Source organism: Sphingomonas sp. LaA6.9 (genome assembly GCF_022601895.1).
Classification (GTDB): Bacteria; Pseudomonadota; Alphaproteobacteria; order Sphingomonadales; family Sphingomonadaceae; genus Sphingobium_A.
In genome coordinates this window covers 102,935-118,532 of record NZ_JAKVIO010000001.1, presented here as the reverse complement: position 1 = coordinate 118,532, position 15,598 = coordinate 102,935, and the positions used below count along the sequence as shown (strand labels likewise).

6 protein-coding genes are annotated in these 15,598 nt (G+C 66.1%); all 6 read left to right on the top strand.

Translation table 11 applies throughout. The features are described 5' to 3' along the window. Window positions 1-254: 254 nt before the first annotated feature. Window positions 255-1,979, top strand: a complete 1,725-nt coding sequence (locus MKI88_RS00530; RefSeq protein WP_241628327.1) for a ShlB/FhaC/HecB family hemolysin secretion/activation protein — start codon at window positions 255-257, stop codon at window positions 1,977-1,979. After that, window positions 1,979-9,553, top strand: a complete 7,575-nt coding sequence (locus MKI88_RS00525) for a hypothetical protein (protein WP_241628325.1) — start codon at window positions 1,979-1,981, stop codon at window positions 9,551-9,553. The genes MKI88_RS00530 and MKI88_RS00525 overlap by 1 nt, the downstream gene beginning before the upstream one ends. Window positions 9,554-9,715: 162 nt before the next feature. Beyond that, entirely contained in the window at window positions 9,716-11,155 is a 1,440-nt protein-coding gene (cysS, locus tag MKI88_RS00520) for a cysteine--tRNA ligase (RefSeq protein ID WP_241628323.1), read from the top strand. A 120-nt stretch (window positions 11,156-11,275) separates the two neighbouring features. Then, window positions 11,276-12,220, top strand: a complete 945-nt coding sequence (locus MKI88_RS00515) for a D-2-hydroxyacid dehydrogenase (protein ID WP_241628321.1) — start codon at window positions 11,276-11,278, stop codon at window positions 12,218-12,220. A gap of 139 nt (window positions 12,221-12,359) precedes the next feature. Continuing rightward, the gene (locus MKI88_RS00510; protein WP_241628312.1) at window positions 12,360-14,003 is read left to right on the top strand and encodes an acetolactate synthase large subunit; all 1,644 of its coding nucleotides are present in this window, start codon (window positions 12,360-12,362) and stop codon (window positions 14,001-14,003) included. A 135-nt stretch (window positions 14,004-14,138) separates the two neighbouring features. Continuing rightward, entirely contained in the window at window positions 14,139-15,572 is a 1,434-nt protein-coding gene (locus MKI88_RS00505) for an aldehyde dehydrogenase family protein (protein WP_241628311.1), read from the top strand. Window positions 15,573-15,598: the final 26 nt, after the last annotated feature.

Sequence of the window (15,598 nt, the reverse complement as noted above, 5' to 3'; positions counted from 1 at the left end):
GGTTCGCGGCTAACCCCGGGGACGATCTACGACCTGCCATGCAATGCGGGCCAATCACGCCTCGAGGGTCGCCGGGGCTTTGGGTGGGGCACCGGCCTGACGGGCCATGGCCTCCCCTTGCGTAAACGTTCCGCAACGGAGCGGGTGACACATTTTCGGAGGGCGCCGCGTCACGACGCGGTGATTGGGGATTTGCCATGCGGCATGCGCGTTCGGGTAAGGCTTTTTCGATTCTGCTTCTCGCAAGCGCCGCCTTGCCTGCAACCGTCCAGGCGCAGATTGCGCCGACCCGCGAGGAGATCCAGCGCGAGCGTGTGCTGACGCCCGAAGCGCGCACCGGCGCGCGCCTGAACGTCGAAGGCGGGATCGAACGCGCGCCCTGCCCGCTCGCTGATCCGCGCTTCGCCGATATCCGCGTCACCATCTCCGATGTCCGCTTCAACAACCTGACCGCGGTTTCCGCCGAGGCGCTGCGCGGCGCATGGGCGCGGCACCAGGACCAGTCGGTGCCGATCGCCACTGTCTGCGAGATCCGCGACGAGGCCGCGACGATGCTGCGCCGCATGGGCTATCTGGCCGCGGTCCAGGTGCCGCCGCAGAAGATCGAGAACGGCGTCGTCCAGTTCGACGTGCTGATGGCGAAGCTGGTCGGCATCCAGGTGCGCGGCGACGCGGGCCGTTCGGAACGCCAGATCGCAGGCTATCTCGACAGGATTCGCGCGCAGGAAGTGTTCAACATCCATGACGCCGAGCGCCATCTGCTGCTCGCGCGCGACCTGCCCGGCTTTGACGTGCGGCTGACGCTGCGCCCGGCGGGCACCGTTCCCGGCGAAGTGATCGGCGAAGTCGCGGTGCTGCGCACGCCGGTCGAACTCGATGCCAATATCCAGAATTACGGGTCGAAGGATGTCGGCCGTTTCGGTGGCGTCGCGCGCGTCCAGTTCAACGGACTGACCGGGCTTGGCGACCGCACGACCTTCAGCGTCTTCTCGACCGCCGATTTCGAGGAGCAACTGGTACTTCAGGCAGGCCACGCCCTTCGTATCGGCAGCGACGGGCTGACGCTGGCGGGGGACTTCACCTATGCATGGACGCGGCCCGACATTGGCGGCGGGCTCGATCTGCGGTCCGAGACGCTCGTTGGCAATCTGGCGCTCAGCTACCCGATCATTCGCGGGCAGAGCGCCAACCTCTTCGTCGCGGGCGGGCTCGATTTTGTCGATCAGCAGGTGGAGTTCCGGACGGATCCTCCGACGCCGATCAGCGAGGACAAGCTGCGCGTCGCCTTCCTTCGCCTCGACTATGATGCAATCGATCCCGCGAGCCTCGCGAGCACGCGCGGCTATTCAGCGGCCGAGCCGCGTTGGCGCACGGGCGCCTCGCTCGAGCTTCGCCAGGGGCTAGACATATTCGGTGCAGGCAAGCCCTGCGGCCCGAATTTCGTCAATTGCGCCTTTCCCAATACGCCGCTGAGCCGGATCGACGCCGATCCGACCGCATTTGTCGTGCGTGCTTCGGGCTATGCCGAGTTCCGCCCTTCCCCGCTATTCGCGATCAGCCTTTCGCCCCGCGCGCAATGGGCGCCCGATCCGCTGCTCAGCTACGAGGAGTTTTCGGGCGGTAACTATACCGTCGGGCGCGGCTATGATCCGGGCTCGATCATCGGCGACAGCGGCATCGGCGTGCAGGCCGAGTTGCGCTATGGCAGCATCCTGCCGCGCAGCGCGACCGACATCGCGCTCCAGCCCTATCTCTTCTTCGATGCCGCCAAGATCTGGAATGAGGATTTCACGCTGCCCGTGATCGGTCGCACCAGGCTCTATTCGGCGGGCGGCGGCCTGCGCGCGGCCTGGGGCGATCATGCGCGTCTCGACGCGACGCTTGGCGTTCCGCTCAGGCGGACAGGTCTTCAGCTTGAAAAGCCCGATCCACGCTTCCTGATCTCGCTTACCGTCAAATTCCTGCCGTGGAACCGCTGATGCGCACCGCGACCACCCCGGAGGGCAACGCCATGCTCCAGCTCCAACCTGTCGTACCGCCCCGTTCGCGCCGCCTCGAACGCCCGCTGCTGGCAAGCTGCGCGATCGGTCTTGCGCTCGTCGCCGCGGCACGCGCCCCCGAAGCCCGAGCGCAGGGCTTCCAGGGCACCGGAGTTGTCGCGGGCGGGTCGGCAACGATCACTACACCGACCGCAACCCAGACCGACATCGCGATCAATTCGGACCGCGCGGTCATCAACTGGACGCCGACCGATACCGCAATTGGCGGACCAGCGATCGACTTTCTGCCCGCGGGAAGCACCGCATCTTTTTCGCGCGTCGGTCAGGACTTCACTGTCCTCAATCGAATTGTACCGACAGACGTAACGCGCGGCATTGCCCTCAACGGGGCGGTGCTGAGTTCAACCAGCGGCTCGGTGCCCAACAGCGTGGGGAATGTCTGGTTCTACAGCCCGGGCGGAATCGCGATCGGCGCCAGCGCCACCTTCGATGTCGGCAGCCTGCTGCTTTCGACACTTGATGTCGCCGACGCCGATTTCCTCGACACCAGCGACAGCAGCTACAATTTCGGTTTCAATCCCGCCACGGTCATCGCGACATCGGCTATCACGATCGCCCCGGGCGCAACGATCAACACACCCAACGAAAACAGTTATGTCGCGATGATCGCGCCACGCGTCGTGCAGGGCGGACGTGTCGACGTCAACGGCACTGCGACCTATGTCGCGGCCGAGCAGACAACGATCAACATGTCGAGCGGCCTGTTCGCCATCGACATCACCGCCGGCACGACCGACGCCAACGGCATCGTACATAGCGGGAATACGACGGGACCCGCTTCGACCGGGGCTGGCGATGTTCACGCAATCCGGATGGTCGCGGTTCCCAGGAACAGCGCGATCACCATGCTCGTGGGCGGCAACCTTGGCTACGCCGCAGCCGGTGCGGGCGTCGTCAACGGCGTCATCGAGCTCTATGCGGGCTATGACCTTCCCGACGGCACCACGCCCACCGCGGACAATGGCGGTTTCGCCGCCGATATCATCGTCAGCAGGCCTGTCAGCGGATTCGTAAGCGTATCGTCCGACCTGCTGGCGCGCGCATCGCGCGACGTTAGTCTGATTTCCGACGGTCTCGGAGGATTCTTCTCGGGCGCCAACGTGTCATTGATCGCTGATCGCGACGCGATCCTCACCGCCAACCGCGACATGACGGTCTCAGGCAACCTGACACTGGTGGCACGCAACCGCGCAAGCGCGACGCTGGGGGCCGAGAGCGGCTATGGCGGCACGCTCAGCGTCGGCGGCGACATGCTGATCGACGCAAGCGCAACCGGTGCGGCGGGCGGCGGAACCGGAACGGGTGGTATCGCCGAGTTGATCCTTCCCACGGGCTCGCTGTCGGTCACGGGCACGCTCAATATTCTCGCCAATGGCATAGGCGGGCTGGGTGGCGGCGACGGCGCCGGCGGCACCGCGCGGTTTTCGATGACCGGCGGCACCGCCGATCTTGGGGATGTCGTTATCCGCGCCGACGGGTTTGGCAATGGCGACACGAATGCCCCCGTCCTGAACGCGGGTGACGGCAGAGGCGGGCTGGCCGAGTTCACGCACACGGGCGGCGATCTGCTGCCGGCCCCGACCTCGATGACGCTGTCCGCCAATGGCGTGGGTGGGACGAACGATGTCAGCCTGCCCGGCGGTTCGGGCGGCGCGGGCGCGGGCGGAACCGTTCGCTTCACGGGTGCGGCCACGCGCACGGAAATCACCAATTTTCTGGATCTGTCGGCTCAGGGCATTGGCGGCGCGGGCACCGCGACAGGGGGAAGCGCAACCAGCGGCGACGCGCTGGTACAGGTGACCGGCGTTACCGCGCTGGGCTTCCTCACCACGGATATCTCGGCGACCGGAGGGACGGCGGAGCCCGGCGGTATCGATGGCGCGGCCATCGGCACCGGACATGCCGCGCGTATCGCAGTGAACGGCATCGGGGCACGGCTCGATACGGGCGGGCTGGTCGTCGACGCCAATGCCAGCGTCAATGCGGGCGGCGCCAATGGCGGCAACATTGCAGCGGGCAATATCGAAATCATCGCGCAGGGCGGCGGGACCGTCGCCGTGTCGGCCTTTACCCAGATGCTCGCCGAAGCCGGCTCCTCAAGTTCAGCGGAACGCACGGGAACAGCGCAGGGCGGCAACATCACCGTGAGCGCCACGGGTGGCGACGTCCGGTTCCAGGGCTCGGCGCTATTGAGCGTAGAGGCCCGATCGGGCAGCGGCACAGTCAGCAGCGGCGTCGCGACCGGTGGCAACGTCACGCTGTCTGCCAGCGCGGGCGGGACGCTGCAGTCGGGCGACTTTGCCGAGGTCCACGCCAATGCGTTCGGCGGATCGGCGCCCGTGGGCACCAATGCATTTGGTGGCACCATCCTGGCCTTTGCCGAGGACGGCGCGCTCGACCTCGGCAGCTCTACGCTTTTTAGCGCCACGGGCAGCGCGGGCTTCAACACTTCGGGCAGCAACCCCGCGACGGGCACCGGCGGCACGATCACGATCGAAAGCCGCGCGACCGCGGCCAATTTGTCGACGATAACGACGGGCAGCCTCCGCGCTTTTGCCGAGGGCTTCGGCGTCGACGACGGCGACGGCTTCACGCCCAGCAGCGGCGACGCCGGGATCGGCGTGGGCGGCAATGTGGCGGTCAATGTGCTGGGCGGCAGCTTCACCGCCGCGTCGCTCAGGCTCGATGCGGACGCGCTGGGCGGCCTCGCGGAATCGACCGCAAGCGGCCCGGCTTCCACGGGCGGCGACGCCATTGCAGGCAACGTGACATTCACTTTGTCGGGCGGCACCGCGACGATCGATCAGCTGTCGCTGACCGCCACGGGCCGGGGCGGAGATGTGTCGTCGTCAAGCAACAACGCGGTCGGCGGGCTCGCGGGCGCGGGAACGGGCGGCACTGCGCGCATCGATGCGACGGGTGGCACGCTGACCTCGATCAGCGTCGAAGTCGTTGCGGACGGGATTGGCGGCGACGGCGCATTTTCGACCAACGGCATCGCGTCCGCTGGCGGCGTGGGCCAGGGCGGCACCGCGCGCATCAACCTTGGCGCAGGCTCTTCGATCAGCACCAGCGACCTGATCGTCGCTGCAAGCGGTTTGGGCGGTTATGGCGGCGACACCGTCGATTCGACCGCCGGCGCTGGCGGCACAGGGACCGGCGGTGCGGCTGCGATCGAGATTCTGGGCGGGACGCTGACCGCCAGCTTCGTCGAAATCCTGGCCGACGGCGAAGGCGGGTTCGGTGGGCTTTCGCAGGGCATTGGCGCGACGGGCACGGGCGGCATAGGCCGCGGCGGCAGCGCGCGGCTCCATTCCAAGGGCGATTTCTTCACCATCGACGATCTGGCGATCGGCGCACGCGGCCTTGGCGGTCGCGGCGGTGACGAGTTTGGCTATGGCACGGGCAGCGGCGGCGGCGATGGCGGCAACGGTTTCGGCGGCGGCGCTACGCTCGATCTCGACTATGATCCCGTCATCGCGAACCTTTCGATCGACGCCAGCGGCGCCGGTGGCGCAGGCGGCAATGGCGTGATCGGTGGGAATGGCGGCGACGGATTCGGCGGCATCAATACCGCCGGCACCGGCGGGGCGAACCTCAACCTCAGCGCGGGCGCGCTGACCGTCAACAACGCGATCGTCCGGTCCGACGGAACGGGCGGCAATGGCGGCTCAGGCAGCGCCGGCAATGGCGGCAATGGCGGCAGCGGCACGGGCGGCGACGCGCTCATCACAGTGACGGGCGCAGGCGCGGTACTGACGCTCTCGCCCGACAGCGCGACCCAGGCCACGACGCTTTCCGCCAATGGTCTGGGCGGCAGAGGCGGCTTTGGCACGACGCCATCGACGGGAGTGGGCGCGGCGGGCGGCAATGGCGGAAACGGTAGCGGCGGTTCCGTGCGCTTCGATATCCTCGCCGGTGGCCAGGTGCTGGCCGGCCCGTCCGTCATGATCGCGGCCAACGGCATTGGCGGCCATGGGATGCCGGGCACCAGCGGCGCTACAGGTGGCGCCGGGGGCAATGGCGGCATTGGCGCCGGCGGCAGCGCGCTGCTCAACATCGATGGCGGCACATTGCTCGCGTTCGATCCTGCCATATCGCTCGACTGGAGCGTGACCGCCAACGGGGTCGGCGGCGGGATCGACGCGACCGGGGGCAATGGCACCAATCCGGGCAATTCGGGCGGTGCAGGTGGCAGCGGCGGCGCAGGGCGCGGGGGCGTGGCGCAAATCGCCGCGAACAACGCGCGCTACGAACTGGGTATCGTCACGCTTGGGGCAACAGGCATAGGCGGTCACGGATCGCCGGGCGGCAACGGCGCGGCCACGGGCAATGGCGGCGACGGGGTTGGCGGTACAGCGCGCTTCTCCAACAGTGATGACGGCGTGACGCCGCTCGCGGGTTCCCGCAGCATCACGACGCTCACCATGCGCGCCAATGGCAGGAGCGGCCTCGCCGCCGGGGTGCCCAACGGCCTCAACCTGGCCGGCCGTGTAGAGATCGTCGATACGGCGCGCGTCGCTGGCGGGTCGGTCATGTTCGACAGCCTTTCGGTGATCAATGGCGGATTCACGAACACCAATTCCGGCTTCTTCCTGACCTCTACGGGCGGGCCCATCGCGATTGCAGGGACGGCCAGCGTCAATACGGGCGGTCCGGCGACCTTCAGCTTCGATGGCAGCGGACGCCTTGCCGTGGGCGGGACGCTCTCCGTGAACGCGCAGGGCGACATCACGATCACGCATGCCAATCAGCCCGGCACCCCGGTCGATTCGATCAGCGCCGCCACGATCAGCTTCGGCACGCCCGGCAGTTTCAGTGCGGATGCCGCAAGCGTGCTGCGCAGCGGGTCGTCGATCAACCTCTTCACCGGCGGCAATATCGGCGCGGGCAATCTCTTCGCGCTCGACCGGATCACCGCGCAGGCGGGGGGCAATATCACGCTCGGCAACGCGGCGGTCACGGGCGCGGTTTCGCCACCTTTGGGCGGCGCGCCGACCAATGGCGTGATCGACCTGGCTGCGGGCGTCGATTCCTTGAGCGGTTCCACCAGCTTCGTGCCCGCCGACATCACGCTCACGGGCAATATCTCCGCCACTGGTCACATCGTGGCGCAGGCCGGGCGCGACATCATCGTAGCGAGCGGCGCCAATGTGATCTCGGACAACCGCATCACCTTCCGCTCAGGCGACGACATCCTCGTCCGTTCGGGCGCGCTCGTGCGCGCCGCGGCCAACCCGCTGCCCGAATTCGGCTATGGCGTGTCGGGGCCGCTCGACGAACCCGCATTGCTCGATTTCAACGCGGGCGCGATCGCGGTGACGCCTGTCGATCCGACCAATGTCGCGGCGATCATCGTCGACGGCACAATCGGTGCGCCCAACCGTGCGGTGACGCTGACCGCCGGCGCGATCCAGGCCGATGCCAACGCGATCGCTGGGCAGAACTTCTATGCGAACCTGCGCGGGGTGCCCGTGACGGGTGCGCCGGCCAACAATGACGGCGGCCAGCTCCGTACCGATTGCGTGGCTGGCAATATCTGCCTCGGTGCGCTGGGCGCGAGCAACGTCGTCCGGATCGGCCCCGGCAGCGGAACTGTCGACGTGCCCGCGCGCGTGTCGGTCGCGGGCAATATCAACGCGACCGACGTCGTGATCCGTGCGCGCGACGCGCTTGCCTTCAACGGCCCCGCCACGATCCACGGTACCGACCGCTTGTTCCTCGCCGTCCTCAACGGCGACCTGACGGGCAATGGCGCCTTCGCACTGTCGGGCGGCAATCTCGTCAATGTCTATGCGAGCGGCAGCATCATCGCGCCGCAGGGCTCGATCAGCGCCGCGGGCAATCTGGGCCTCGGCGCGAGCGGCGGTGTCGACCTGGCCACGATCCGGGCGGGCGGGCTGCTCCAGCAGATCGACGGCAATGGCGGGGTGACGCAGGCCGACGGGCTGACTCTCGGCGGCGCATTCCGCGCAGGCACGCTGCTCTCGGTGGGGGGCGGCAACCTGCGGGTCACCGCGCCCGGCGGCATCGCGATCGGCACGCTGCAGGTCGCCAATGGCAATGCGCTGCTTCAGGCGTCCAATGGCGCGGTCAGCGTAAGCACCGACGTGGCGACCGCGGGCGGGGTCACCGCCAATGGCCAGTCGGTCACGCTCACCGCGATCGGCGACCTGAACGTCACCGATGCGCTCGCCTCGGCTGGAGCGATCACGCTCACGAGCACGACGGGCAACCTCTCGCTCGGCGCCGCCAATGCGGGCACCGCCTTCACCGCCAATGCGCGCGGCACGGCGAGCTTCAACGGCCAGGTTGCGGCGCAGATCATCACGGTCAATTCGGGCGATATCGCGATCGGCGCGGGCGGCCAGCTCGGCGTGATCGGCCGCACCACCGGCGTTGCGATCACCAACAGCGATGCAACGCGCCAGACCTATATCGGCGGCGCAGATACCAGCGCGGGATACAGCCTGTCGGCGGTCGAGATCGGGCGGATCTTTGGCGACTCGATCGGCGTCACCGCACCCCGCGTATCGACGCTTTCGCCGACGTCGGTCGGCTCGACGCGCGCGCCCGATGTCATCGTCGGCGCTTTCACGCTGACCGGGCGCGCGGGCGGTGCGGGCGGCAATCTCGGTTCGGGCGCGCTCAGCATCACGACGCCGGGCAAGCTGCGCGTGACCGGCGCGGTACAGCTGACCGGTCTGACCGCCGCCAATCGCCTCTCCATCAGCGCAACCGATGCGCTGGAGATTGATGCGGCGTCAGGATCGATCGACCTGCGCGACGCCTCGGGCGGGCTCGGCGGCGTGCTGCAGCTCAGTTCCGACGACATCATCGCGGCCTCGCTCCAGGCGATCGCCGATGTTGGCTCCGCGAGCACGACCGATGCAATCGACGACCGGCTGGCGATCAATGATGGCGCGGTGGATGACGACGGCTATTTCAGCGCCAACCGGATCGAAGTGACCGCGCGCAACGGATTCTACGTCCAGAATTCGGGCGCGACCGACGAATTCGCCGATCGCCGCGGCTTCACCGTGGGCACCGGCGGGATGGCCATCACGACCGGCAGCGCGACGACGCGGATCGTGATCAACGGCCGGCAGAGCGATGGCGCGGGCAGCTTCACGACGGGCACCGACATGATCGGTCTGGTCAGCATCAACGGCCGCACGGGATTGTCGGTTTCGGGCATCGACCGGCGCTCGACGATCAATGGCTGCCTGATCGCCAATCCGCTATGCAGCGGCTTCGTCGTGCCCGGCACACTGCTCAGCCGTGAGGTCTTCGAGGCACCGGTCGATCCCGAAAGCGCGGAAGAAGCGCTCCAGCAGCTCTTCCCGCTGACGCTGATCGAGCTGAAGGAATTCGAGCCCTTCGGCTTCGAGCCGCTGATCGACGAGCCCGTCACCGGCGCGGGCAATGACGATCTGTGGATGCCCGAATGCGACCCGTCGATCGAACAGTGCGAGGCGCCGCCTAGACCTTGATCGCTTCAGGTTGAGTCAACCTGAAGCGTGAATCAAGGTCTCAACCATTTGAATAGAGCCTGATTCACGCTTTCGGTCGAAGCGCAGAGCGTTTCCACCTCAAACGATCAGGCTCTAAGCAGTGAGTTGACGCAAGGCGCTTTTGAGGGGAATGGGCTGGCCATGACCACAGAAGCGCCGCTCGTCCTCTACAACAGCCTCACCCGCTCGGCGGAGCCTTTCCAGCCGATCCACCCCGGCGAGGCGCGCGTCTATACGTGCGGGCCGACGGTCTACAACTTCCAGCATATCGGCAACATGCGCGCCTATGTCTTTGCAGACACGCTGGGGCGCACGCTCAGCTACAAGGGCTTCAAGCTCACCCACATCATCAACATCACCGATGTGGGCCATCTGACCTCGGACGCCGACGAGGGCGACGACAAGATGGAAAAGGCCGCGGCCGCGGCGGGCAAGTCGGCGTGGGACATCGCCAAATTCTACACCCAGGCCTATTGGGCGGACATCGACCGATTGAACATCCGTCAGCCTGCCAAATGGTCGATTGCGACCGACTATGTCCCCGCGATGATCGAGTTCGCGAAGGAGATCGCGGACAAGCATTGCTACGAACTAGACAGCGGCCTGTATTTCGACGTGTCAACGGTGCCCGATTATGGCCGGCTCGCCCGCCACTCGACCGACGAGGGTGAAGGCCGGATCGAGACCGTCGAGGGCAAGCGCCATTCGGCCGACTTCGCGATCTGGCGCAAGACCCCGGCGGGCGAAACGCGTCAGATGGAATGGGACAGCCCATGGGGTCGCGGAGCCCCCGGCTGGCACCTCGAATGCTCGGTGATGTCGGAAGCGCTGCTGGGTCATCCGTTCGACATCCACACGGGCGGCATCGACCACCGCGAGATCCACCACCCCAACGAGATCGCGCAGAACCAGGCGCATAGCTGCGATGCTGACAGCGGCGCACGCATCTGGATGCACAATAATTTCCTGATCGACCGTGGCGGCAAGATGTCCAAGTCGTCGGGCGAGTTCCTGCGACTGCAGGTGCTGGTCGATCGCGGATTCCACCCCCTCGCCTTCCGCCTGCTTGCGCTGCAGGCGCATTATCGCAGCGAGCTGGAATTCTCGTTCGACAACCTCGCGGCGGCGCTGACGCGGCTCAAGCGGCTGGTGATGGCCGTGCAGCCGCTGCGTGTCGCGGTGGAAACCGAGGTCGAGGATCGCCGACTGCTCGACTTGCTCGCGCGCTTCGATGCGGCGATCTCGGACGATCTCAACACCGCTATCGCACTGACCGCGCTTGAGGAGGCGGCGGCGTTCAAGAAGGTCGATACCGGGCAAAAGCGGGCGGTGATTGCGCGCATGGATGCCGTTCTCGGCCTCGACCTGCTCGCGCTCGATCGCGCCAACCTGCGCGTCCGCCCCGCCGATGCGGGGATCAGTGAAACCGAGATCGACGAGCAACTCGCACTCCGCAAGGAAGCACGCGCCAACAAGAACTTCGCCGCGTCCGATGCGATCCGCGACGCGCTGATCGCCAAGGGCGTGGAAGTGATGGACGGCGATCCGCTGGGCTGGGACTGGGCGGTGAAGCTGAACTGATTCATTGCGTCATTCCGGCGAAAGCCGGGATCGAATGCAGTGCGGGTTGCATCCGCCATCTTCCCCGATATCGTCTGGTCCCGGCTTTGCCGGGATGACGACAGAGGGGATCCGAGCCTGATGCCAAAGATCAACGCAGTCATTGCCGGCCTCATCCGCCCGCTGGTCGAGCCGCATTTGCCCGACGACGTCGAGGCGCACTGGTTCATGACAAAGGATCAGGCCTTCGCGCTCGCGCCCGAAGCCGAGATCGGCTGGTTCGACATGTACGATAAGAAGGACATGGGCGAGGCGATCAGCCGCGCGGGCAAGCTGAAATGGCTGAACTCGATCTATGCCGGCGTGGACGGCATGCCGCTGGATCTGCTCCGCGAACAGGGCGTTGCGGTCACCAATGGCGTGGGGATCAACGCGATCACGATCGCCGAATATGTGCTGATGGGCATGCTGACCATCGCCAAGGGGTATCGCCAGGTCGTGCAGGCGCAGATGCGCCATGAATGGCTGATCGATTCGCCGGGCAAGGTCGAACTTTACGGATCAAAGGCGCTTCTGCTTGGCTATGGCGCGATCGGCAAGCTGGTCGAGGAGCGACTGAAGGCCTTTGCGGTCGACGTCACGATCGTTCGCCGTACCCCCGGCCCGGGCATGCTTGGTCCCGATGACTGGCGCGCGCGGCTCGGCGAGTTCGACTGGGTCATCCTCGCGGTTCCCGCAACGGCCGAAACCGATGCGCTGATCGGCGCGACCGAGCTGGCCGCGATGAAGCCGGACGCGGTGCTCGTCAACATCGCGCGCGGAAGCGTGGTGGATCAGGATGCGCTGATCGCCGCGCTGAGCGCAAAGCAGATCGGCGGGGCCTTTCTCGATGTAACCACCCCCGAACCGCTCCCGCCGGGTCATCCGCTGTGGGGTGTCGAAAACGCGCATGTCACGATGCACCTGTCGGGCCGCGCACAGACGCTGATGTTCCAGCGATCGGCCGAGCGCTTCCTGAGGAATCTGGAACGCTATCGCACCGGCCAGCCGCTGGAACACCGGGTCGACCTCGCCCTTGGCTATTGAGGGTGTGACACGCGCCGCAAAGCGCGTTAGACCTTTGGACCGCAGCGCAAATCCGGCGTCATGACCGGGTAACCGCAACATCGCAGGGTCGCAATCCGAACGCAGTTGTCGCTGTCACGCGACGGGGGAGAAAAGCGGCATGACCAAGGCGTCCGACCTGTTCATCCAGTGCCTCGAGGAAGAAGGCGTCGAATATATCTTCGGCGTGCCAGGCGAGGAGAATCTCGATTTCCTCGACAGCCTTTCGCGCTCCGAAAAGATCCGGCTGATCCTCACCCGCCACGAACAGGGCGCAGGCTTCATGGCGGCAACCTATGGCCGCCATACCGGCAAGACCGGCGTGTGTCTGGCCACGCTCGGCCCCGGCGCGACCAATTTCGTCACCGCCGCCGCCTATGCCACGCTCGGCGGCATGCCCATGTTGATGATCACGGGCCAAAAGCCGATCAAGAAATCCAAGCAGGGCCGTTTCCAGATCCTCGACGTCGTCGCGATGATGGGCCCGATCACCAAATACACGCATCAGCTCGCCAGTGCGGACAATATCCCGAGCCGGATCCGCGAAGCCTTCCGGCTTGCCGAGGAAGAAAAGCCGGGTGCGACGCATCTCGAATTCCCCGAGGACGTGGCCGACGAACAGACCGACAGCCGTCCACTCACCCCAAGCCTCGCGCGTCGTCCCTCGGCTGAGGAAAAGGCGGTCCGTGCCGCGGTGAAGATGATCGAGCAGGCAAAGGCGCCGGTGCTCGTCATCGGGGCGGGCGCAAACCGCAAGATGACCGGGCGGATGCTGCTGCAGTTCGTCGAGAAGACGGGCATCCCCTTCCTCACCACCCAGCTCGGCAAGGGCGTGATCGACGAGACGCATCCCAAGTTTCTCGGCTGCGCGGCGCTCTCGGCAGGCGACTTCGTGCACAAGGCGATCGAGGCGTCCGACCTCATCATCAACATCGGCCATGACGTGATCGAAAAGCCGCCCTTCTTCATGAAGAATGGCGGGACCAAGGTGATCCACATCTCGACACGCTCGGCCGAGGTCGATCCCGTCTATTTCCCGCAGGTCGAGGTGATCGGCGACATCGCCAACGCCATCTGGCAGATGAAGGAAGACATCGTCCCCCAGCATTGGGGCTGCGAGAAGATGCTCGCCGCGCGCAAGGCCGAGCTGGCGCATACCGCCTCGCTCGATGGCGACATGCGCTATCCGATCTCGCCGTGCCACCTGGTCAAGAAGGTGCGTGAGGCGATGCCCGCCGACGGGATCATCGCGCTCGACAATGGCGTCTACAAGATCTGGTTCGCGCGCAACTACCCCGCGCGCAAGCAGAACACCGTGCTGCTCGACAACGCACTCGCCACCATGGGCGCGGGGCTGCCATCGGCGATGGCTTCGGCGATGGTCTATCCCGACCGCAAGGTCATGGCGATCTGCGGCGATGGCGGCTTCATGATGAACAGCCAGGAGATGGAGACCGCGGTGCGCCTCGGTCTCAACATCACCGTGCTGATCCTGAACGATGGCAGCTACGGCATGATTCGCTGGAAACAGGCCAATATGGGCTTCAAGGATTTCGGCCTGACCTATGGCAATCCCGATTTCGTGAAATATGCCGAAGCCTATGGGGCGCACGGCCACCGCGTGGAGAGCGCCGAGCATCTGCCCGAATTGCTCCGGCAATGCCTCGACACGCCCGGCGTCCACCTGATCGACTGCCCCGTCGACTATTCGGACAATGACCGGATACTCAACAACGAGATCAAGGAACTGAGCGCGAAGTTGTAACGAGCAGGCCATGGCCCCGCTCATCCTGAGGAGGGACTGAGCGTAGGCGAAGGCCCGTCTCGAAGGATCCTTCGAGACGCCGTTTCGACAGGCTCAACGGCTCCTCAGGATGAGCGGCAACCAGGACGACACGCCATGATCAAGCTCAAGGACACCTACCCGCTCTACCTCAACAATGAGGCGCAGCAGCCCAACACCGATCTGGAAGTCACCGACAAATATACCGGCGAGGTCGCGTTTCGCTGCGCGCAGGCGGACGCGAAGACGATCGATGCGGGCATCCAGGGCGCGGTCGAGGCGGCCGAGCCGATGGCGCGGATGGCGAGCTATGAGCGGCAGGCGGTGCTCCAGCACTGCGTCGATCGCTTCAGGGAGCGTTTCGACGAGCTGGCCTATGCGCTTTGCGTCGAGGCGGGCAAGCCGATCAAGGACAGCGAGGGCGAGGTAGGCCGCCTGATCGACACCTTCCGCATTGCCGCCGAGGAATCGGTACGCATGACCGGCGAGGTCCAGCCGCTCGACATCAGTCCGCGCGCCAAAGGCTATCAGGGCATCTGGAAGCGCGTGCCGATCGGCCCCTGCTCGTTCATCTCGCCCTTCAACTTCCCCTTGAACCTCGCGGCGCACAAGATCGCGCCCGCCATCGCGGTCGGCTGCCCCTTCGTGATGAAGCCCGCCAGCCGCACGCCGCTGGGCGCGATCATCATGGGCGAAGTCCTCGCCGAGACCGACCTGCCCAAGGGCGCCTTCTCGATCCTGCCCGCGCATCGCGAGGGCGCCGACCTCTTCACCGAGGATGACCGGCTGAAGCTGCTCAGCTTCACTGGCTCGCCGGCGGTCGGCTGGGACCTCAAGGCCAAGGCCGGCAAGAAGAAGGTCGTGCTCGAACTCGGCGGCAATGCGGCAGTGATCGTCGACCGGGACGCCAACCTCGACGACGCGCTCGAACGCGTGATCTTCGGCGCCTTCTACCAGTCGGGCCAGAGCTGCATTGGCGTCCAGCGCATCCTGATCCACGCAGAGGTCTATGACCGGTTCCGCGACATGCTCGTCGCGAAAACGAAGACGCTGGTCGCTGGCGATCCGCACGACCGCAAGACCTTCGTCGGCCCGATGATCTCCGAGGGCGAGGCGAGCCGGCTCGATACATGGATCCAGGAAGCGGTCGCCAAGGGCGCGAAGCTGCTCTGCGGCGGCAGCCGCGAGGGCGCAATGCTCGAGGCGACATTGCTCGAAAATGTCGACCGCGACACCAAGCTCAATATCGAGGAAGCCTTCGGCCCCGTCGCCTTCCTCATCAAATTCGACGACTTCGGCACCGCGCTCGACATCGTCAACGACAGCAAGTTCGGGCTTCAGGCGGGCGTGTTCACGCGCGACCTGTTCCAGATGTTCGACGCCTGGGACCGCCTCGACGTCGGCGGCGTCGTCATCAACGACGTGCCCAGCTACCGCGTCGACAACATGCCCTATGGCGGAGTCAAGGATTCGGGGCTTGGCCGCGAAGGCATCCGCTTCGCGATGGAGGACATGACCGAGATCAGAAACCTTGTGATCCGGCGCACCTGACGCTTGCCTCGAATCCGCTAAATCTA